19 protein-coding genes are annotated in these 19,877 nt (G+C 41.7%); 16 read left to right on the top strand and 3 right to left on the bottom strand.

The features are described from left to right. Positions 1-195 precede the first annotated feature (195 nt). From ccpA to NST80_RS07210, 3 genes are read left to right on the top strand one after another with little or no spacing between them, the layout of a single operon-like run. Complete coding sequence (ccpA, locus tag NST80_RS07220) at positions 196-1,197, top strand: catabolite control protein A (protein ID WP_014634136.1); 1,002 nt, start codon at positions 196-198, stop codon at positions 1,195-1,197. Between the two features lie 59 nt (positions 1,198-1,256). Further along, positions 1,257-2,324: an MmcQ/YjbR family DNA-binding protein gene (locus tag NST80_RS07215; RefSeq protein WP_118172260.1), complete on the top strand. Its 1,068-nt coding sequence runs from the start codon at positions 1,257-1,259 to the stop codon at positions 2,322-2,324. Positions 2,325-2,336: 12 nt separating this feature from the next. After that, positions 2,337-3,452 carry a glycerate kinase gene (locus tag NST80_RS07210; RefSeq protein ID WP_118172261.1) on the top strand — a complete coding sequence of 372 codons (1,116 nt, stop codon included), beginning with the start codon at positions 2,337-2,339 and terminating at the stop codon, positions 3,450-3,452. 30 nt (positions 3,453-3,482) lie between these two features. Here the strand turns inward: NST80_RS07210 and NST80_RS07205 are convergent, their stop codons facing one another. Continuing rightward, positions 3,483-3,938, bottom strand: a complete 456-nt coding sequence (locus NST80_RS07205) for a YueI family protein (protein ID WP_049546187.1) — start codon at positions 3,936-3,938, stop codon at positions 3,483-3,485. Between the two features lie 205 nt (positions 3,939-4,143). Between NST80_RS07205 and eno the strand changes: the two genes are divergently transcribed. Continuing rightward, positions 4,144-5,448, top strand: a complete 1,305-nt coding sequence (eno, locus tag NST80_RS07200) for a surface-displayed alpha-enolase (RefSeq protein ID WP_002886048.1) — start codon at positions 4,144-4,146, stop codon at positions 5,446-5,448. A 151-nt stretch (positions 5,449-5,599) separates the two neighbouring features. Here the strand turns inward: eno and NST80_RS07195 are convergent, their stop codons facing one another. Together NST80_RS07195 and NST80_RS07190 are read right to left on the bottom strand one after the other, a co-directional pair. After that, positions 5,600-5,785 (bottom strand): hypothetical protein, encoded by a 186-nt coding sequence (locus tag NST80_RS07195; protein ID WP_002886071.1) that lies wholly within the window; start codon positions 5,783-5,785, stop codon positions 5,600-5,602. 174 nt (positions 5,786-5,959) lie between these two features. Next, positions 5,960-8,146, bottom strand: a complete 2,187-nt coding sequence (locus tag NST80_RS07190; RefSeq protein WP_118172262.1) for an LTA synthase family protein — start codon at positions 8,144-8,146, stop codon at positions 5,960-5,962. Between the two features lie 161 nt (positions 8,147-8,307). On the opposite strand from NST80_RS07190, the gene NST80_RS07185 reads away from it, so the two are divergent. From NST80_RS07185 to NST80_RS07130, 12 genes are all read left to right on the top strand, one after another. Further along, the gene (locus NST80_RS07185; protein WP_013990894.1) at positions 8,308-9,471 is read left to right on the top strand and encodes a class I SAM-dependent rRNA methyltransferase; all 1,164 of its coding nucleotides are present in this window, start codon (positions 8,308-8,310) and stop codon (positions 9,469-9,471) included. Further along, entirely contained in the window at positions 9,468-10,145 is a 678-nt protein-coding gene (aroD, locus tag NST80_RS07180; RefSeq protein ID WP_070850334.1) for a type I 3-dehydroquinate dehydratase, read from the top strand. The genes NST80_RS07185 and aroD overlap by 4 nt, the downstream gene beginning before the upstream one ends. Continuing rightward, complete coding sequence (locus tag NST80_RS07175) at positions 10,135-10,992, top strand: shikimate dehydrogenase (protein WP_070577874.1); 858 nt, start codon at positions 10,135-10,137, stop codon at positions 10,990-10,992. The genes aroD and NST80_RS07175 overlap by 11 nt, the downstream gene beginning before the upstream one ends. Positions 10,993-11,004: 12 nt before the next feature. Then, positions 11,005-12,072, top strand: coding sequence for a 3-dehydroquinate synthase (aroB, locus tag NST80_RS07170; RefSeq protein ID WP_013990891.1), 1,068 nt, complete (start codon positions 11,005-11,007; stop codon positions 12,070-12,072). Next, the gene (gene aroC, locus NST80_RS07165) at positions 12,073-13,239 is read left to right on the top strand and encodes a chorismate synthase (protein ID WP_003094323.1); all 1,167 of its coding nucleotides are present in this window, start codon (positions 12,073-12,075) and stop codon (positions 13,237-13,239) included. A gap of 29 nt (positions 13,240-13,268) precedes the next feature. Then, a complete protein-coding gene (locus NST80_RS07160) occupies positions 13,269-14,375 on the top strand; it encodes a prephenate dehydrogenase (RefSeq protein WP_013990889.1) in 1,107 nt (368 codons plus the stop codon). A 9-nt stretch (positions 14,376-14,384) separates the two neighbouring features. Continuing rightward, positions 14,385-14,723, top strand: coding sequence for a YlbF/YmcA family competence regulator (locus tag NST80_RS07155; protein WP_002890462.1), 339 nt, complete (start codon positions 14,385-14,387; stop codon positions 14,721-14,723). An 89-nt stretch (positions 14,724-14,812) separates the two neighbouring features. After that, the gene (locus NST80_RS07150) at positions 14,813-15,763 is read left to right on the top strand and encodes an L-lactate dehydrogenase (protein WP_149561515.1); all 951 of its coding nucleotides are present in this window, start codon (positions 14,813-14,815) and stop codon (positions 15,761-15,763) included. 80 nt (positions 15,764-15,843) lie between these two features. Then, positions 15,844-17,127 carry a 3-phosphoshikimate 1-carboxyvinyltransferase gene (gene aroA, locus NST80_RS07145; RefSeq protein ID WP_183138242.1) on the top strand — a complete coding sequence of 428 codons (1,284 nt, stop codon included), beginning with the start codon at positions 15,844-15,846 and terminating at the stop codon, positions 17,125-17,127. Next, the gene (locus NST80_RS07140) at positions 17,120-17,611 is read left to right on the top strand and encodes a shikimate kinase (RefSeq protein ID WP_183138241.1); all 492 of its coding nucleotides are present in this window, start codon (positions 17,120-17,122) and stop codon (positions 17,609-17,611) included. Before aroA ends, NST80_RS07140 begins: the two co-directional genes overlap by 8 nt. Then, complete coding sequence (gene pheA, locus NST80_RS07135) at positions 17,602-18,426, top strand: prephenate dehydratase (protein WP_002890467.1); 825 nt, start codon at positions 17,602-17,604, stop codon at positions 18,424-18,426. Before NST80_RS07140 ends, pheA begins: the two co-directional genes overlap by 10 nt. A gap of 11 nt (positions 18,427-18,437) precedes the next feature. Continuing rightward, entirely contained in the window at positions 18,438-19,865 is a 1,428-nt protein-coding gene (locus tag NST80_RS07130) for an LCP family protein (protein ID WP_342504581.1), read from the top strand. The last annotated feature ends 12 nt before the right edge of the window (positions 19,866-19,877 follow it).

The following is a 19,877-nucleotide window of genomic DNA, read 5'->3' as shown; positions in this document are numbered from 1 at the left end:
TTTGTAAGCGATGGATAGTCTTGGAAACACGAAATGAGAGGCCTTTTTCTGAAATGGCTTTCTTCCTCGTAACCATAAAGAAGGAATCCCTTTCATTTTTTTGTAAAAAATCAGTCAAAATAATTGAAAGTGTTTTCAGAATCTGATACAATTAGAATGAATAAGTGAGCGTAAAATGAGAAAGGAAGTGTTTTTATGAATACTGATGAAACAATTACTATATACGACGTTGCGCGTGAAGCAGGTGTTTCGATGGCGACTGTGTCTCGTGTGGTAAATGGAAATAAAAATGTAAAAGAAAACACCCGAAAAAAAGTGCTTGAGGTCATTGATCGTTTGGATTACCGTCCAAATGCGGTTGCGCGTGGCTTGGCGAGTAAGAAAACCACTACTGTAGGAGTTGTTATTCCAAATATTGCTAATAGTTATTTTGCTACTTTAGCAAGGGGGATTGATGATATTGCTACGATGTACAAGTACAATATTGTTCTTGCATCTAGTGATGAAAATGACGATCACGAAGTTACCGTGATTAACTCTCTATTTGCCAAACAAGTAGACGGTATCATCTTCATGGGTTACCACTTGACGGAAAAAATTCGTGCAGAATTTTCTCGTACCCGTACGCCGATTGTTCTAGCAGGAACAGTAGACCTCGAACACCAATTACCGAGTGTTAACATCGACTATAAAGCTGCCGTTGAGGATTCTGTAACGCAGCTTGCCAAGAATAATGAAAAGGTTGCCTTTGTATCAGGACCACTAATTGATGATATTAATGGCAAGCTCCGTCTAGCTGGTTATAAGGCTGGACTTGAAAAGAATAATTTGCGCTACAATGAAGGACTTGTCTTTGAAGCTAAATATAGCTATAAAGACGGCTTTGATTTAGCACAACGTGTCTTGAATTCTGGTGCCACTGCTGCCTATGTTGGAGAAGATGAATTGGCTGCAGGTCTCTTGAATGGCCTCTTTGCTGCAGGTAAATCAGTTCCAGAAGACTTCGAAATCATCACAAGCAATGACTCACCAATTACAAGTTACACACGTCCAAACCTTTCTAGTATTAATCATCCTCTCTATGATTTAGGGGCAGTTAGCATGCGTATGTTGACTAAAATCATGAATAAGGAAGAGCTTGAAGAAAAAGATGTTATTCTTAATCACGGTATTACCTTACGTCAGTCAACAAAATAAAAAAGGAGTTGGGACATAAGTTTGTCTCAACTTCTCTTTTTTAGAAAAAGGGAGAACCAATGACTTTTGAGGATGCTTATTTTAAAAAGAAAGTCCTAAAACCTGATAGCCTAGAGCCTTTTGGTTTTACAGCTACCGAGCAAGGCTATGAGTTCAGAAAAACACTGATAGCTGAAGAACTTGAAGCTCGATTGTTTATTGATTTAGAAGGTAAGTTGACGGGACAGGTTGTCGATAGTGATCTTGATGAGCCTTATGATATCTTCAGGAGTCCTCAGGCTACTGGAACTTACGTTGGTCAAGTCAGAGAGGCTTATGGAGAACTTCTGTCAAAGGTAGCTGATTCTTGTTATGAAGATCAATTATTCTCATCTCCACAAGCTAATCGCCTGGCTAAGTTTTTAGTTCAAGAATTTTCAGACCAAGCAGACCATCCTTTCGAGAAGGAACCAAGCTATCTATCTTTCAGAGTTGATGGTAAATGGTATGCCTTGTTTTTTCCTCTTAAGGGAGAAAAACTAGGGCTTGGTGGAGAAAAGGCAGAATCAACATATGACGTGGTTAACCTCAAGGTTAATCCGAAGCAAATGGATAAGCTCTTGAAAATGGATGGCGTTTTTCCTAGCTACCATATGTCCAAGAAGACCTGGGTCAGTCTTGTTTTAGATGAGACCTTGCCGGACCAGACCGTTTTTGAGCTTCTTAGTGAAAGTCGTTCCCTAGTGGCTCCCAAACATCTTAGAAAGGCTTCGGAGCCTCATTATTGGATTATCCCCGTAAATTTGAAATACTACGATATTGGGGAGGAGTTTTCTGCAAATGATGAGATTCTTTGGACACAGAAAGCTAGTATGCAAAAGGGAGATTTTGTGGCTATCTATATTACGGCACCTACCAAGGCCATCCGTTACGTCTGTCAGGTTTTAGAGGCAAATATCCCTAATCAAGGTTATCGTGAAGGGGAGAGTATTAAGGAGTTGATGCGGATTAAACCCTTATACACTTTTAATGACACTGACTTTGACAGTGATAGACTAAAGAGTTTAGGTATCAAAACTGTTCGAGGTCCTCGACATATGACAGAAGAGTTAGTTCAGGCTTTATCCCCTTACCTAAAAGAAAAATAGAAGGAGGACATCATGCGAATTTTGATTGCACCTGATTCGTTTAAGGAAAGTTTGTCTGCAAAAGAGGTCGCCTTAGCTCTTAAATCAGGCCTTGAAAATGCCTTACCCGACGCTGATTTTGACCTCATGCCAATAGGTGATGGTGGCGAAGGCACCTTAGATGCTCTTGCTGAAAATCTAAATCTTGAGAAGAAAAGTATCAAGATTCCTCATGCCTATACAAGTGACGGAAGTGTTTCTTTTGCCAGCAATGGCCAGACTGCCATTTTTGAAATGGCTGCGATTTGTGGCTTGGAGCATATTCCTAAGGAGAAACGAAATCCTCTAGCTCTAACGACACAAGGCGTAGGTGAACTAATTGTTCATTTGGTTCAGTCTGGCATCCGAGAGTTTATTATAGGCGTTGGTGGATCTGCTACCAATGATGGTGGTATTGGTATGGCATATGGATTGGGTTATCGTTTTTATGATTCTGAGGGACAGGAGCTTGAGCCAATAGGTGCTAATCTTGGTCTCATTAAGAAGGTATCCTCTAAAAATAAGGTTGATTTGTCTGGTGTCACCATTCGTCTGATTACTGACGTAGATAACCCCTTGTGTGGTCAAGATGGAGCGACCTATATTTTTGGTGGACAAAAAGGCTTGTCTCCTTCACAATTTAAAAAAGTTGACCAAGATATGTCACAATTCTACACTGACTTTGCTCCTGAAGTTTTAAAACTGGCTGGTTCAGGAGCAGGGGGAGGCATGGCTGCAGGCCTGGTGGCCTTTGCAGGTGCAGAAATTAAATCAGGGATTGACTTTGTACTTGATTGTGTTGATTTTGACCAACGTGTGAAGTCTGCTGATTTGGTTATAGTAGGAGAAGGACGTATGGATAGCCAGTCCTTGTCTGGTAAGGCACCGGTCGGGGTGGCTAGGCGGACACCATCAGCTATTCCCGTCATTGCTATCTGCGGTAGTCTAAAGGATGACTTGCCTGATTTTCCAGTAGCGGGCATTTCAGCTGCCTTTCCCATTATTGGTCAAGTAGCAGACTTAGACCAAGTTTTAGCTACTGCTAAGGAGAATCTCTATCGAACAGGACTCAATATTGGGAATCTCATCAAGCTCAGTAAAACATTGTGATATAAGAAAAAGCTGACCTTGCGTCAGCTTTTATTTTCCAAATAGTTTAGCAAAAAATCCCTTTTTTTCAGTAACAGGTTCAGTTTCTTTAGGAGCGAGGATATCAGGATAGAGCTCTGAAAATAACACTTTATCAAGATTCTCTGCTTGATTACTATGTACAATAAGACCGTATGGTGAATGGGCCTTGGCCTCGTCCACGATAGTAGCTGAAATGTTGAGTGCTTGAGCCGTTTTGATATAGGTAAATTGTATCTGGTCAGCTAATTTTGGCGATAGCTTGAGACTAAGATTCGGGTAAACGGCTTGTAAGTCTTTTAAAATCTGCGGAAAATGGTCAATTACAGTTTTCTTTTCAGCATTTTCCAATAGAACAGCTAGGACTACACGTTCCGCATAGGTTCCAAAATACTGACGAAGTTCATCGGGATTAAGGCGTTTTTCGCCACTAGCGCATTGGAGCACTTTGTTTTCAAGTGAAGTCATAGGAATCTCCTGTAAGTTTTCTACTAGTATTATACAATATTTTGAATTCCTTTTCATTTGAGTAGTTTTCTGAGATTTTCAAAAACAATTGAAAATATTAAAAAATAGAAAATCGCTAGAAAATTCTGGTTTTAATTTGCTTAAGCCTTGATATTATGGTAATATATAGGTGTAAAAAATTTTAACTCATAAGGAGAGTATTGTAATGTCAATTATTACTGATGTTTACGCACGCGAAGTCCTTGACTCACGCGGTAACCCAACACTTGAAGTAGAAGTTTACACTGAATCTGGTGCATTCGGTCGCGGTATGGTTCCTTCAGGAGCTTCAACTGGTGAACACGAAGCAGTAGAACTTCGTGATGGTGACAAAGCTCGTTACGGTGGTCTTGGTACTCAAAAAGCAGTTGATAACGTAAACAACGTTATTGCTGAACACATCATCGGATTCGACGTACGTGATCAACAAGGTATTGACCGCGCAATGATCGCTCTTGACGGTACTCCAAACAAAGGTAAACTTGGTGCCAACGCTATTCTTGGTGTGTCTATCGCTGTAGCACGCGCAGCTGCTGACTACCTTGAAGTTCCACTTTACAGCTACCTTGGCGGATTCAACACTAAAGTTCTTCCAACTCCAATGATGAACATCATCAACGGTGGTTCTCACTCAGACGCTCCAATCGCTTTCCAAGAATTCATGATCGTACCTGCTGGTGCACCAACATTCAAAGAAGCTCTTCGTTGGGGTGCTGAAATCTTCCACGCACTTAAGAAAATCCTTAAAGAACGTGGACTTGAAACAGCCGTAGGTGACGAAGGTGGTTTCGCACCTCGTTTCGACGGAACTGAAGATGGTGTTGAAACTATCATCAAAGCTATCGAAGCTGCTGGATATGTACCAGGTAAAGACGTATTTATCGGATTTGACTGTGCATCATCTGAATTCTACGATGCAGAACGTAAAGTTTACGACTACACTAAATTTGAAGGTGAAGGCGCTGCTGTTCGTACTGCTGCAGAACAAATCGACTACCTTGAAGAATTGGTTAACAAATACCCAATCATCACTATCGAAGATGGTATGGACGAAAACGACTGGGACGGTTGGAAAGCTCTTACTGAACGTCTTGGTGGTAAAGTTCAATTGGTTGGTGACGACTTCTTCGTAACTAACACAGCTTACCTTGAAAAAGGTATTGCAGAACACGCTGCTAACTCAATCCTTATCAAAGTTAACCAAATCGGTACTTTGACTGAAACTTTCGACGCTATCGAAATGGCGAAAGAAGCTGGATACACAGCAGTAGTATCACACCGTTCAGGTGAAACTGAAGATTCAACAATCGCTGATATCGCAGTTGCAACTAACGCTGGTCAAATCAAGACAGGTTCATTGTCACGTACTGACCGTATCGCTAAATACAACCAATTGCTTCGTATCGAAGACCAACTTGGTGAAGTTGCAGAATACCGTGGTTTGAAATCATTCTACAACTTGAAAAAATAATTCTATAGTCATATAGAATGAAAAGAGGTTCCTTAGGGAATCTCTTTTTTTGCTTGTTCTATAGAATTTTAGCCTATGATAGGCACTGTACCTAAATAGGACTTCCAAATATAAAAATCCCCTCAATCAATAGGATTGAGGGGATTTCGTCTTAGAATAGGCCTTTAATCTTGTCTAAAGCTCCACTGACCATTTCGTTGCCTGACACAAGAGATTTAGCTTGGTCGAAGTACTCTCCCAAATCATCTTTGTTTTCATCGACAAACTTTTTAGCAGCTTCGAAATCTTTCTTTTCGATCATTTCTTTTACTTGGTTAAATAATTCCATTGGATTCATATCGGTTCTCCTTTATAAGTTTTCTTACAAATCCTATTTAATCACGCTTATAGCAAACTAGCAAGAAATATGTTTGAGAGTAACTAGTGAGATGAGAGTTACAATTTTTCAGCCAAGTGGTATTGAAACTTGTTTAATCTAAAAAAGCAGTCCATATTGGACTGCCTTTAGGGGTTATTGTTGTTCCGTTGAAGAGCTGCTTGGCTCTGATTCACCCGAACTTGAGCTAGAGCTTGATTCGGATTCTGAAGGATGTAGCTCCTTGTAAGATGGGGTTTTGAATAGATCAGCTGTTGATTTATTGCCTTTTTGCTTGTAGAGACTAGTTGATTTATCTTTCAGCTTTTTGTTGATCTGTTTCAGTTGATCCATTTGTTTAGTGTAGGAAATTTTGCTAGAATCAACAGGTTTCAAACCATTTGGTGTATAGAAACGAAGGAGATCACCTGTTTGAACAGCGTCACTCATTGAAAGCTGAGTTGCTACTGCCTTACGAATGGCTTCGTTATCCTTTTTAGTCGTTTCATCAGGGTTGGTAATTTCTTCCCCTGTTTGAGTATTATAGAGTCGACCAGAATAGCTAGTGTATTGAGGAGTAACATATTGACCTGAGGTTCTAAATGCGACAATTTGCTTGTTATCAGGAGATAGGAGGTCTTGTCCCATCTGGATATAAGAGCTAGTGTCAACACCAAGAATGTGAAGGAGAGTTGGAAGGGCATCGACCTCACCGCCAAAGGTGTTAGAGATGCCACCACCAGTATATCCTGGAATATGAATCATGTAAGGAACACGTTGAAGCATGGCCTTATCATAGTTTGACCAAGTTTCAGGGTTCTTACCGAGAAGTTCAGCAAGATTGCTGCTTCGTGTATCTGAAATACCATAGTGGTCACCGTACATGACAATAATCGAGTTGTCGTAAAGACCGGTTTCCTTAAGGTAATCAAAGAAGTCTTTGATTGCTGAGTCAAGATAGTTAGCTGTTGCAAAATATCCGTTGACTGTCTCATCTTTTGTTTCAGCGAGTGGGAAACCTTGTTCCTTTTCATCGCCTGAGAGTGAAGTGTATGGGTAGTGGTTAGATACTGTAAGGTATTTAACGTAGAAAGGTTGTTGCATTTGTTCCAGATATTTGATGGAATCTGGGAACATGTACTTGTCATTTAGACCATACTGGAATGAGTTTTCATCAGTTTTTTCAGTGAAGGCTGATGAGTCAAAGAAGTAATTATACCCCCATTGTTTATAGGTGTTATTACGATTCCAGAAGGATCCAGTGTTTCCGTGGAAAACAGCTGATGTATAGCCACCTGTTTGAGCTAGGATAGATGGTGCAGCATAGGCTGTATTGGTACCACCATAGTTTACCATGTATGAGCCTGTGCTTAGTCCAAAGAGAGACGTTTCCATCAAGGTTTCAGCATCAGAAGTTTTCCCTGATTTAACTTGGTGGAAGAAGTTTGAAAAGGCTAGGGTTTCGTTTGAGTGGTAAATGGAATTGATGAATGGTGTAACCTCATAGTCTTGACCGTCTACTTTGAGCTTGTAATCAATGAGGAACTGTTGGAAGCTTTCCAGGTGAATAACGATGACGTTTCTTCCTTTAGCAATTCCATAATACTTAGGATCAGGTGCTGCATAGTGCTCTTTAACGTAAGCTTCAACCTTTTTCATATCCTCAGCTGTTGCAGATGAACGAGCCTGTGAGGCCTGATAAGTTAAGTTACCAGAATAGGCTGTGAAGAAGGGAATCCCCATAGCACGAACAATATAGTTATTTGAGAAACCACGTGTCAACAACTCGCCACGGTTAACTTCCGCTAAGAAGAGGTTAACTGAGAGAAGGAGTGTCGACAGTGCAGTGACGGCAAAACTAGCTCGTTTGTTAAATGGCTTGCTGTCCATCTTAAGCTTCTTCCTGAAACCAGCATAGATGAAGAAAGGTACATCAATCAGGTAGAAGAGATAGCTTGGCTCAAGAAGGTTCTTGGCGGAGTCTCCTAGTCCTGCTGCCGAACTAGAACTTGCTAGGATGGTATTTACAGTGATAAAGTCTGTAAACTCTCCAAAGTAAATCACATTAGCGATAAGTAAGAGGTTAAGGATGACATAGATAGCAATGGTAATGCTATAAAAGAAACGTCGTTTCTTAAAGTATAGTCCTAAACCTAGAAGCATTAATCCTAGTGGAATAGGGTTAATCAGCGAAAGCATAACCTGATATCTGCTTTCCAACTCAAGATTAATGTTGACGTAATAAGCGAATATGGTTTTTAGCCAGTAAAAGAAGAGTAACAAGAGGATAAATCCAAGTCTTGATGAAACTCCTTTCCAAAAGGCTTCATTAATTTTTTTCAAAGTAATACTTCCTTTGATTCTATATTATCTTAATCATTATACCAAATAAGATAATGACTCTCAAAAATTTACTGCCATTGAGTGTGATATTCCTTGACATATAATTGATAAAATCTAGTTACGAAACAGAAATAATAGCATTTTTTTGGTATAATAGTAACATGAGTATATTGACGGTAAGTCCCTTTGCGGAGAAAAAAATCAAACAAGGAAAACAGCTTCTTTTAGCGGAAGATTTTCCAAATATCACTGAAAATAATCAGTTGGTTTACCTTTATAGCCAGTCCAAAGATTTTTTAGGAACGGGCTATTTGTCAAGTCAAAATAAGGGGATAGGATGGTTTCTGTCCCCTAATAAAGAAAAATTGACAGTGACTTATTTTCAAGGACTTTTTGAAAGGGCTAAGGCCAAACGTCAATCCTATTATGATAATGAGTTGACGACAGCTTTTCGTCTTTTCAACCAGGATGGTGACGATTTTGGTGGTCTCACTATTGATCTATATGGCGATTACGCCCTCTTTTCATGGTACAATGCCTTTGTTTATTCCTTGAAGGATGTTATTGTAGAGGCTTTCCAAGCGGTCTTTCCTGAGGTTTTGGGAGGCTATGAGAAAATTCGCTTCAAGGGTCTTGATTTCGAATCAGACCATCTTTTTGGGCAAGAGGCGGCCGATACCTTCACCATTTTAGAAAATGGGGTAACTTATGAAGTTTTCCTCAATGATGGGCTAATGACGGGGATTTTCCTTGATCAGCATGAAGTGCGTGATGGTTTAGTTAATGGCCTAGCTTTGGGTAAATCAGTTCTGAATATGTTCTCCTATACGGCAGCTTTTTCAGTTGCTGCGGCTATGGGGGGAGCGGTTGAAACGACATCGGTTGATTTGGCTAAGCGTTCACGTGAATTATCGACGGCTCATTTTGAAGCTAATGGTTTCAGTATGGGCAATCATCGCTTGGTCGTGATGGATGTCTTTGATTATTTCAAATATGCAAAGAAAAAAGGCTTATCTTATGACCTTATCGTCATTGATCCGCCAAGCTTTGCTCGAAATAAGAAACGCACCTTCTCAGCAAATAAGGATTACCACAAGTTAATTGCACAGAGTCTTGATATTTTATCAGAGCATGGGACAATCATTGCAAGTACCAATGCTGCTAATATGACCGTGCAACAGTTTAAAAAACAACTGCGTAAGGGCTTGGGAGATGTTTCAGCGGACTTCGTTAACCTGCAACAATTACCAGCGGATTTTACCGTCAATCCTAATGATCCAACATCAAATTATTTGAAAGTATACACAATAAAGGTAAATAAATGAAAATTGTAGTTCCGATTATGCCAACTAGTTTAGAGGAGGCACAAGAGCTTGAACTGTCTCGTTTTGAGGGGGCAGACATTATAGAATGGCGTGCAGATTTTTTAGATAAGGATAGTATCTTAACGGTTGCTCCAGCTATTTTCGAGAAATTCGCAGGCTTTGAGATTGTCTTTACCATCCGTACGACGCGTGAGGGTGGCAAGCTTGAGTTAACGGATGCGGAATACGTCGCACTAATTAAGGATGTAGCTGCTATCTATTCGCCAGATTATATTGATTTTGAGTATTTCACACGTAAGGCTGTCTTTGACCAAATGCTCGAATTTTCAAACTTGGTTTTGTCTTATCATAACTTTGAGGAGACACCTGAAAACCTTATGGCACTTTTATCTGAGATGGCAAACTTGACACCAAGAGTGGTAAAGGTGGCGGTTATGCCTAAGCATGAGCAGGATGTTATTGACTTGATGAACTTCACACGTGGTTTCAAGGCCTATAATCCTGAACAAGAGTTTGCAACTATGTCAATGGGTAAACTTGGTCGTATGTCACGTCTTGCTGGCGACTTGATGGGTTCATCATGGACCTTTGCTAGTCTTGATAATGCCAGTGCTCCAGGACAAATTAGTCTAGCAGATATGCGTAGAATTAGGGAGATTTTAGATGCAGATTGATGGACACACACGCCTAGCAGCTGTTGTCGCCAATCCCATCAAGCACTCTATTTCGCCATTTATTCATAATTCGGCCTTCGAAAAGACACAAGTTAATGGTGTTTATGTGGCCTGGGAGATTCCAGAATCAGACCTAGCCGAGACAGTTGAAAATATTAGACGTTACAACATGTTCGGTATCAACTTGTCGATGCCATATAAGGAAGCAGTCATTCCTTTTTTGGATGAGATTAGTCCTGCAGCTCAACTGATTGGTGCTGTCAATACAGTTGTTAATCGTGATGGTCATTTGATTGGTCATAATACGGACGGTTTTGGTTTCTTTGCTAGTCTAAAGAACTTTAGCCCTAGAGACGCTCATCTGATGATTTTGGGTGCTGGTGGTGCCGCTAAAGCTATTGTGACGCAGGCAGTTCTTGATGATGCAAAAAAAGTCAGTGTCTACGTTCGCCCTCAGTCATTGGATAAGGCAAAAGAAAGTTTTAAGTCCTTACTTGAACAGGCAACTTGCCAATTGGAGTTTCATGCTTTAAATGATTTTGAGTATTTTCAAGAGGAACTAGGCCAGGCTGATTTATTGGTGAATGCGACGAGTGTTGGGATGGATGGCGAATCCTTGCCCATTCCTACAGACACAAAATTTCCTAAGGGACTCTTGGTTGCTGATATCATTTATCAGCCTTTTGAAACACCTTTCTTGGCCTTGGCTAGAAAACAGGGAATCGAGGCTGTAAATGGACTTGGCATGTTGCTTCATCAAGCAGCAGGTGCCTTTAAATTGTGGACCGGCAAGGACATGCCAACAGACGCCATTTGGCAGGAATTAGAAAATATTTACAATAGCTAGGAGGGGACGACTATGAAACTAGAGGTAAATTTAACACATAACCCTTATGACATTATTATTGAAAAAGGAGCCCTTAAGACCGTCGGTCAATGGGTGAAGTCACTTTGGGAACCACAAAAGATTGCACTTATCACGGACAATCATGTGGGGGCTCTATATGCAGAAAAAGTTAAGCTTAGCTTGGAGCACGAAGGTTTTGAGGTAGTCGTTTTTGATTTCCTAGAAGGTGAAGCAAGTAAAAATCTTAAAACTGTTAATAAGGCTTATGAGTTTTTGATTAAGAATGGCATGACTCGTAGTGATGGCATTCTTGCTCTTGGTGGTGGCGTTGTTGGTGATTTGGCAGGCTTTGTCGCTTCGACCTATATGCGTGGCATTCACTTCGTTCAGGTTCCAACTAGTCTAACTGCCCAAGTGGATTCATCTATTGGTGGTAAGACAGGTGTGAACACACCATTTGCTAAAAATATCGTGGGAACTTTCGCTCAGCCTGATGGTGTCTTGATTGACCCTAATGTCCTTGAGACACTTGGTAAACGTGAATTGATTGAGGGTATGGGTGAGGTTGTCAAATACGGTTTGATTGATGATCCTGAGCTTTGGCACTTGCTTGAAAGCATTGATGGTTCAGTTCACAGTATCCTAGAAAATTCAGAAACTATCATTTATCGTTCATGTAACGTTAAGCGTAAAATTGTGGTTGAAGACGAGTTTGAAGGTGGCGTCCGTATGTATCTAAACTTTGGTCATACGATTGGGCATGCCGTTGAACAAACAGCTGGTTACGGTAAAGTCATGCACGGTGAAGCGGTGGCTATCGGAATGGTTCAGATTTCACGAGTTGCTGAGGAAAAAGGCCTCATGCCTAAGGGGATCACACGTCAAATTGCTGAGATGTGTGTCAAATTTGGCTTGCCAGTAGACTATGAGCCATGGCGTGTTGAGGAGCTTTATACAGCTCTCACACATGACAAAAAAGCCCGTGGTAATAGCATTAAGACGGTTATCGTTCCAGAGATTGGTAAGGCAGCTATCAATCAAATTCCTTTAGTTGAAATGAAAGAGTACTTGGAGAAATAAATGAGATATTTAACAGCAGGTGAGTCTCACGGCCCACGTTTAACAGCAATTATCGAAGGTGTTCCAGCAGGTCTTCCCTTGACGGCTGAAGATATCAATGGCGATTTGAAACGTCGTCAAGGTGGCTATGGTCGTGGTGGCCGTATGAAAATTGAGTCTGATAAGGTTGAAATCACTTCTGGTGTTCGTCATGGGAAAACAACAGGGGCTCCAATCACCCTTCATGTTATCAATAAGGACCATCAAAAATGGTTGGATATCATGGCTGTGGAAGATATTGAGGACCGTTTGAAAACCAAACGTAAAATCACTCACCCACGTCCAGGACATGCTGACTTGGTTGGTGGAATGAAGTACCGTTTCGATGACTTGCGTAATTCATTGGAACGTTCTAGTGCGCGTGAGACAACTATGCGTGTGGCAGTAGGTGCTGTCGCTAAACGTATCTTGGCTGAGCTTGATATTGAAATTGCTAACCATGTTGTTGTCTTTGGTGGTAAGGAAATTGATGTGCCTGAGAATTTGACAGTCGCTCAAATCAAGGAATTGGCTCAACAATCAGAGATTTCAGTTGTTAACCAAGAACGTGAACAAGAAATTAAAGATTACATTGACCAAATCAAAAAAGAGGGAGACACAATCGGTGGTGTCGTTGAAACTGTTGTTGGCGGCGTCCCTGTTGGTCTTGGTTCTTATGTCCAATGGGATACCAAACTTGATGCTAAGATTGCTCAAGCTGTTGTATCCATCAATGCCTTCAAGGGTGTAGAATTTGGACTTGGTTTCAAGGATGGCTACCTCAAGGGCTCTCAAGTAATGGACGAGATTCTCTGGAATGAAGAGGACGGCTATACACGTCGCACTAACAACCTTGGTGGTTTTGAAGGTGGTATGACCAACGGGCAACCGATTGTGGTCCGTGGGGTTATGAAACCTATTCCAACCCTATACAAGCCATTGATGTCAGTAGATATCGAAACACATGAACCATACAAGGCAACAGTCGAGCGTTCAGATCCAACGGCCTTGCCTGCAGCGGGTGTCGTTATGGAATCCGTAGTCGCTACAGTCGTAGCCAATGAAATCTTGGACAAATTCTCTTCTGACAACATGGAAGAATTGAAAGAAGCGGTAGCACGTCACCGTGACTATGTGAAAAACTTTTAAGCAGCATCAGACAATAGATGGGAGTAGTAATGAGTAAGAAAACTATTTATATCGCAGGATTGGGCTTGATTGGTGGCTCCTTGGCCTTAGGGATTCAAAGGGACCACCCTGATTATGAGATTCTTGGATATAATCGCTCTGACTATTCTCGAAATATTGCACTTGAGCGTGGCATCGTTGACCGTGCAACAAGTGATTTCAAAGAATTTGCTCCCCTCGCGGATGTTATTGTCCTTGCAGTGCCAATTAAGCAAACGGTGGCCTACTTGAAGGAGTTGGCTGACCTGGATCTCAAAGATGATGTCATCATCACAGACGCAGGGTCTACTAAGTTGGATATCGTTGAGGCAGCTGAACGTTACCTAACTGGTAAAAATGTTCAGTTTGTGGGTTCTCACCCTATGGCTGGTTCCCATAAATCAGGGGCTATTGCAGCTGACGTGACACTTTTCGAAAATGCCTATTATATTTTCACACCGACGAGTCTAACAAGAGAGACAACTATCCCTGAACTTAAGGACATCTTGTCAGGGCTTAAGTCACGATTTGTGGAGATTGATGCGGCTGAACATGACCGTGTAACCAGTCAAATCAGTCATTTTCCACATCTTTTGGCTTCTGGTCTTATGGAGCAAGCTGCTGACTACGCGCAGGCTCACGAGATGACCAATCACTTTGCGGCTGGGGGCTTCCGAGATATGACCCGTATTGCAGAAAGTGAACCTGGCATGTGGGCTTCCATTCTCATGACCAATGGGCCAGCTGTTTTGGATCGTATTGAAGATTTCAAAAAACGTTTGGACCATGTGGCCGACTTGATAAAGGCTGAAGATGAGAATGCCATTTGGGAGTTCTTTGACAACGGTCGTAAGAAACGTAAAGAGATGGAAATTCACAAAAAGGGTGGCGTGGAAAGTGCCTTCGATATTTTCGTGGATGTGCCTGACCGGGAAGACGTTATCCTTAGCATTATGGAATTGTTACGAGGAACGTCTTTGGTTAACCTTCGTATTAATGAGGAAAATCGTGAGGATATTCACGGTATCCTACAAATTACTTTTAAAAATGAAAAAGATCGCACACATGCTAAGACTGTTATTGAAGCCAATACGGATTATCATGTGGTGATTGCCTAGGAGAATAAAATGACAAATATTTATGATTTAGCAAATGAGTTGGAACGTGGCATTCGTGCCCTTCCTGAGTACAAAACTTTGGTAGAGAAAAAAGAAGCGATTGCAGCTGATGCTGAGGCTAGCGCTCTTTTCAAAGAGTTTACTGATTTCCAAGAGGATTTCTATGCTAAAATGCAAGCTGGTACAATGCCAACTGCAGAAGAACAAGCAGCTGTTCAAGAATTGGGTCAAAAGGTAGAAGCTAATGCCCTTTTGAAAGAATACTTGGCTGCACAACAAGGTTTGTCTGTTTATTTGAATGATATTGAACGTATCATCTTCAAACCTTTGCAAGAATTGAATAGTTAATCAAAGAGGGTGTGTCAATTGACAGGCCCTTTTCTGCTTTCAAAAGAGATTGTCTAAGGAAGAAGCTAGAAATATTAAGGAGGAAAATGATGAGTCGTAAGATTGGAATTATTGGTATGGGAAATGTTGGAGCTGCAGTAGCTCATGGGGCAATTGCTCAAGGCTTGGCCGATAGTTATGTCTTTATAGATATCAATGAGAAGAAGGCCGAGGCAGATGCCCAAGATTTTAAGGATGCTATGGCAAATCTACCTAGCTATGCAAACATTGTTGTCAATGATTATGCGGCACTTGAAGATGCTGATGTGATTATTTCATCTCTTGGCAATATTCAGTTACAGCATAATGCTGGTGAGGATCGCTTTGCTGAATTTCCATTTACTCGAGAAGCTGTTTATCAGGTTTCTCAGGAACTTAAAAAATTGGATTTTAAAGGCATACTTTTGGTTATCTCGAATCCTGTAGATGCGGTATCAGCCCTCTATCAGGAATTCACAGGCTGGCCAAGAGAACGTGTGATTGGAACAGGGACTCTACTCGATACGGCTAGAATGAAGGCAGCGGTAGGAGATGATTTATCAGTCAATCCCAAATCAGTATCCGGCTACAATCTTGGCGAACATGGGAATTCTCAATTTACAGCCTGGAGTCAGGTCAAGGTTAAAGGTCAAGACATTACAGCATTGACCAGCGAAAAAGAGCGACAAAATCTCTTTATGGCTTCCATGAAGGGTGGCCACAAGGTCTTTTATGGTAAAGGCTATACTTCTTACGGCATTGCCAGTGCGGCTCTTCGTTTGGTGTCTATTATCCTTTCGGATGCTCAAGAAGAAGTGGCAGTATCAAGCTATCAAGAAGCCTATCAAACCTATCTTGGCTATCCAGTCATCCTAGGGCGTCATGGGGTGGCTGCTCCAGTTCGCTTGTCTTTGTCGGCTGAGGAAAAAAATCTTTTGCAGGAGTCTGCTAACTTGATTCGGAACCGTGTTCAAGAGGCGGTTGCCTTCTTGAAAGAAAAGTATGGCAATACAAGCGAGTGAATATTTTGACAATTCAGTCTATGGTTAGGCTTTCAAATATGGTATAATGGGAATAACTATAAAATTTTTAGGAGTAACCTATGAAACTAGAAACCAAGGCTCAAGGTCTTCATGGCAGCTTGCGCATCCCTGGTGACAAGTCAATCAGTCACCGTTCTATCATGTTCGGAAGTCTTGCCAAAGGTGTGACAACTGTTCGTGATATTTTACGAGGTGAGGATGTCCTCTCAACTATGCAGGTCTTCCGTGACTTGGGTGTGACTATCGAGGATGATGGTGATGTGGTACGCATTCACGGTGTTGGTTTTGATGGTCTCAAGGCTCCTCAAAACAAGTTGGACATGGGTAACTCTGGGACATCTATTCGCTTGATTTCAGGTGTGCTTGCAGGTCAAGATTTCGATGTAGAGATGTTTGGAGATGATTCCCTTTCAAAACGTCCTATGGACCGTGTGACCATTCCCTTGCGTCAGATGGGTGTAGAGGTTTCAGGTCAAACAGACCGTGATTTGCCACCATTGAAAATGCACGGTAGCAAGTCCCTTAAGCCTATTCATTACCAATTGCCAGTTGCCTCTGCTCAGGTAAAATCTGCCCTTATTTTTGCAGCTCTTCAAGCTGATGGTGAATCTGTCATCATTGAAAAGGAAAAAACACGTAATCATACAGAGGATATGATTCAGCAGTTTGGTGGTCAGCTTCAGGTAGATGGCAAGGAAATTCGAATTTCTGGTGGCCAAACCTTTACGGCTCAAGAAGTCGTAGTTCCAGGAGATATTTCTTCAGCTGCCTTTTGGTTGGTAGCGGGACTCGTGGTACCTAACTCTAAGATTGTCTTGAAAAATGTTGGTATCAACGAGACGCGTACTGGTATCATTGATGTCATCAAAGACATGGGTGGTAAAATTACCCTTTCAGATATTGACCAGGTTGCCAAATCTGCGACCATTACGGTTGAAACTTCAGAACTTAAAGGAACTGAAATCGGTGGAGATATCATTCCACGTTTGATTGATGAACTTCCGATTATCACACTCTTGGCAACACAAGCCCAAGGTAAGACAGTGATTCGTGATGCTGAGGAACTCAAGGTCAAAGAAACTGACCGTATTCAGGTGGTGGCAGATGCCTTGAATGCTATGGGGGCTGATATTGTACCAACTGAGGATGGTATGATTATCACAGGTAAGACGCCTCTTCATGGGGCAGAGGTCAATACCTTGGGTGACCACCGTATTGGTATGATGACAGCTATTGCTGCCCTCTTGGTTCAAGATGGTGAGGTTGACTTGCAACGTGCGGAAGCTATCAATACAAGTTACCCAAGTTTCTTTAGTGATTTGGAAGGATTGCTCCATGGCTAAGGTTTTATTGGGCTTTATGGGAGTCGGTAAGAGTTCCGTCGCTCCATACCTGGATGGTCGTTTCGTAGATATGGATCAGGTCATCGAGGAGAAAATCGGCATGTCCATTGCTGATTTTTTTGCAAAAGAAGGTGAGGCAGCCTTTCGTCAGATTGAGTCTGAGACTCTGGAAGAACTTCTCCAAGAGGGAGATGATGTCATCATCTCTACTGGAGGTGGTGTCGTTGTAACGGAGCATAATCGTCAGCTCTTGGCCAAGAATCGTAAGCATAATGTTTGGCTCCACGCTTCTTTCGATGTGGTCTATGATCGCATTCAAAAGGATAGCAAAAATCAACGCCCACTCTTTCTCAATCATTCAAAAGAGGATTTTAAGGTTATTTATGACGGTCGAATGGCACTCTATCAAGATTTAGCAGATTTGGTTGTCACGGTTGATAATCGAACGCCAGAAGAAGTAGCAAGGTTTATCAAATGTATGTAGGTTATTTGGGCCCAAGTGGGTCGTTTACACATAATGCAGCCTTAAAGGCTTTTCCTGAGGCAGAATTGGTTTCATTAGGTACCATTACTGAGGTTATCAAGTCTTATGAAGAGGGGCGTGTGGATTACGCGGTCATTCCAGTGGAAAATTCCATTGAGGGCTCTGTTCATGAGAGTTTAGACTATCTCTTCCATCAGGCCGATATTCGTGCTGTGGCAGAGATTGTTCAGCCCATCAAGCAGCAGTTGATGGCTACTAAACATCATGAGAAAATTGAGAAAATCTTCTCACACCCACAGGCCATTGCCCAAGGGAAAAAGTACATTAAACAGCATTTTCCACATGCCAAGATTGAGACAACAGCTAGTACTGCCTTTGCGGCTCGTTTTGTCGCTGATAATCCAGATCAGCCTTATGCGGCAATTGCTCCGCATGCAGCTGCTAAGGAATACGGTCTACAAATATTGGCTAAGGATATCCAGGAGATTGAAAAGAATTATACCCGCTTTTGGGTGTTGGGGAACACCGTTCCTGAGATTCCGCTCAATCAGATTGATTGTAAATTAACGCTGGCCTTGACCCTGCCTGACAATATGCCAGGGGCACTTTACAAGGCCCTATCGACCTTTGCCTGGCGAGGCATTGACTTGACCAAGATTGAAAGCCGTCCGTTGAAGACGGTACTTGGCGAGTATTTCTTCATTATTGATTGTGATTATACAAAGGAAAAGTTGGCTCAGTTCGCTCTTGAAGAGCTAACTGCAGTTGGAATTGGATATAAAATCTTGGGTGCTTACCAAGTCTACGAAATTTAAAGGGAAATCTTATGACCAAATCTAACAATGAGCCGTTTACGCATCATGAACGGTTACGTTACAGCTATCTTTTAAAAAATCTTGCTCACCTGAATGGACAGCAGGCTTCAGAATTCAATTATCTACAAGGAAAGTTAGATGCCTATGAAGCTGAGCGGAGGTATCAAGCGCAAAGAGAGGACTATCAAGCAGCGTGGCGCCAGCCTTATGATAATCGTTATGACTACTATCAAGAGCGTGATTATGAGGCTGCCAATCAGCTAACTGAGGAAGGGCTACCCATCTATCGAGAGGAAGTTGCTCAAAGTAAACCTAAACCTAAACGTAAAAAGGTTCAAAGACAAGCAGCACCTTCATCAACGTCGGCTCCAAAGTCCAAGTCGCAAGTAGCCCAGAAGAAGCGGCCAAAGAAAAAGAGAAGGCTCAAGAAGGTTGTCAAGCTAGTACTTAGTTGCTTGAGTCTAGGAGTTGTGTTCCTAGTGATAGCCATGGCTTATCAATTTTACAAGGGAACAGACCTTTCTGCTACGGGTAATAATGGTAAATCCTACCAGCCTGCCATAGTTGAGACCTTTAATGGTAAAGATACCAAGGATGGGGTTAATATCCTTATTCTAGGTTCTGACCAACGTGTTAGCCAAAAATCTACCGATGCCAGAACGGACTCTATTATGGTGGTCAATGTGGGCAATAAAGAAGGTAAGGTTAAGATGGTTAGCTTTATGCGAGACACCCTGGTCAATATCAAGGGGGCCTCAGAATCTGACTATTCTCAGGATTTGAAACTCAATACGGCCTTCAATATTGGTGAGCAAAATAATCATCAAGGGGCAGAGCTCATGCGTGAGACGCTCAAACGAAACTTTGATATTGATATCAAGTACTATGCCATGGTTGACTTTGAAACCTTTGCGACAGGGGTTGATACCCTCTTCCCAAATGGTGTAGAAATCAATGCGAAGTTTGCGACCATCGATGGTAAAAAAGTATCTTCGGTTCAAGTTCCAGATGATTTGAAGATGGACAAGAACGGTCACGTGCCAAATCAAACCATTAAAGTTGGTAAGCAAGATATGGATGGCCGCACCCTTCTGAATTATGCCCGTTTCCGTAAGGATGATGAGGGAGATTATGGCCGTACCAAGCGCCAGCAACAAGTGATGCAGGCTGTCATGAAGCAGCTTAAGAATCCACTTAGCCTCTTCAAAGGGCCTGAGGCTTTGGGGAAGGTTTACTCTCTAACCTCAACCAATATGAGTATGACAGACATGTTGGACTTGGGGCTTTCAAATGCCGGTAGTTTCAAAAAAGGGATCAATTCGCAAACCATTCCTTCAGATGGTGATTGGATTGACAGCTATGATTTATATGGCGGTCAAGGGATTGAAATTGATTTTGACACTTATCAGGCAAAATTAAAAGAACTAGGATTTAGATAAGAAAAGAAGCAG

It is taken from the genome of Streptococcus sp. FSL K6-1323 (assembly GCF_038630745.1).
Taxonomy (GTDB): domain Bacteria; phylum Bacillota; class Bacilli; order Lactobacillales; family Streptococcaceae; genus Streptococcus; species Streptococcus salivarius_D.
This window is presented reverse-complemented; position numbering and strand designations above follow the sequence as displayed.

What these genes read in the sequence shown, in the direction of transcription:
- ccpA (WP_014634136.1), top strand. Translation starts at nt 196, where the DNA reads ATGAATACTGATGAAACAATTACTATATACGACGTTGCGCGTGAAGCA.
- NST80_RS07215 (WP_118172260.1), top strand. Translation starts at nt 1,257, where the DNA reads ATGACTTTTGAGGATGCTTATTTTAAAAAGAAAGTCCTAAAACCTGAT.
- NST80_RS07210 (WP_118172261.1), top strand. Translation starts at nt 2,337, where the DNA reads ATGCGAATTTTGATTGCACCTGATTCGTTTAAGGAAAGTTTGTCTGCA.
- NST80_RS07205 (WP_049546187.1), bottom strand. Translation starts at nt 3,938, where the DNA reads ATGACTTCACTTGAAAACAAAGTGCTCCAATGCGCTAGTGGCGAAAAA.
- eno (WP_002886048.1), top strand. Translation starts at nt 4,144, where the DNA reads ATGTCAATTATTACTGATGTTTACGCACGCGAAGTCCTTGACTCACGC.
- NST80_RS07195 (WP_002886071.1), bottom strand. Translation starts at nt 5,785, where the DNA reads ATGAATCCAATGGAATTATTTAACCAAGTAAAAGAAATGATCGAAAAG.
- NST80_RS07185 (WP_013990894.1), top strand. Translation starts at nt 8,308, where the DNA reads ATGAGTATATTGACGGTAAGTCCCTTTGCGGAGAAAAAAATCAAACAA.
- aroD (WP_070850334.1), top strand. Translation starts at nt 9,468, where the DNA reads ATGAAAATTGTAGTTCCGATTATGCCAACTAGTTTAGAGGAGGCACAA.
- NST80_RS07175 (WP_070577874.1), top strand. Translation starts at nt 10,135, where the DNA reads ATGCAGATTGATGGACACACACGCCTAGCAGCTGTTGTCGCCAATCCC.
- aroB (WP_013990891.1), top strand. Translation starts at nt 11,005, where the DNA reads ATGAAACTAGAGGTAAATTTAACACATAACCCTTATGACATTATTATT.
- aroC (WP_003094323.1), top strand. Translation starts at nt 12,073, where the DNA reads ATGAGATATTTAACAGCAGGTGAGTCTCACGGCCCACGTTTAACAGCA.
- NST80_RS07160 (WP_013990889.1), top strand. Translation starts at nt 13,269, where the DNA reads ATGAGTAAGAAAACTATTTATATCGCAGGATTGGGCTTGATTGGTGGC.
- NST80_RS07155 (WP_002890462.1), top strand. Translation starts at nt 14,385, where the DNA reads ATGACAAATATTTATGATTTAGCAAATGAGTTGGAACGTGGCATTCGT.
- NST80_RS07150 (WP_149561515.1), top strand. Translation starts at nt 14,813, where the DNA reads ATGAGTCGTAAGATTGGAATTATTGGTATGGGAAATGTTGGAGCTGCA.
- aroA (WP_183138242.1), top strand. Translation starts at nt 15,844, where the DNA reads ATGAAACTAGAAACCAAGGCTCAAGGTCTTCATGGCAGCTTGCGCATC.
- NST80_RS07140 (WP_183138241.1), top strand. Translation starts at nt 17,120, where the DNA reads ATGGCTAAGGTTTTATTGGGCTTTATGGGAGTCGGTAAGAGTTCCGTC.
- pheA (WP_002890467.1), top strand. Translation starts at nt 17,602, where the DNA reads ATGTATGTAGGTTATTTGGGCCCAAGTGGGTCGTTTACACATAATGCA.
- NST80_RS07130 (WP_342504581.1), top strand. Translation starts at nt 18,438, where the DNA reads ATGACCAAATCTAACAATGAGCCGTTTACGCATCATGAACGGTTACGT.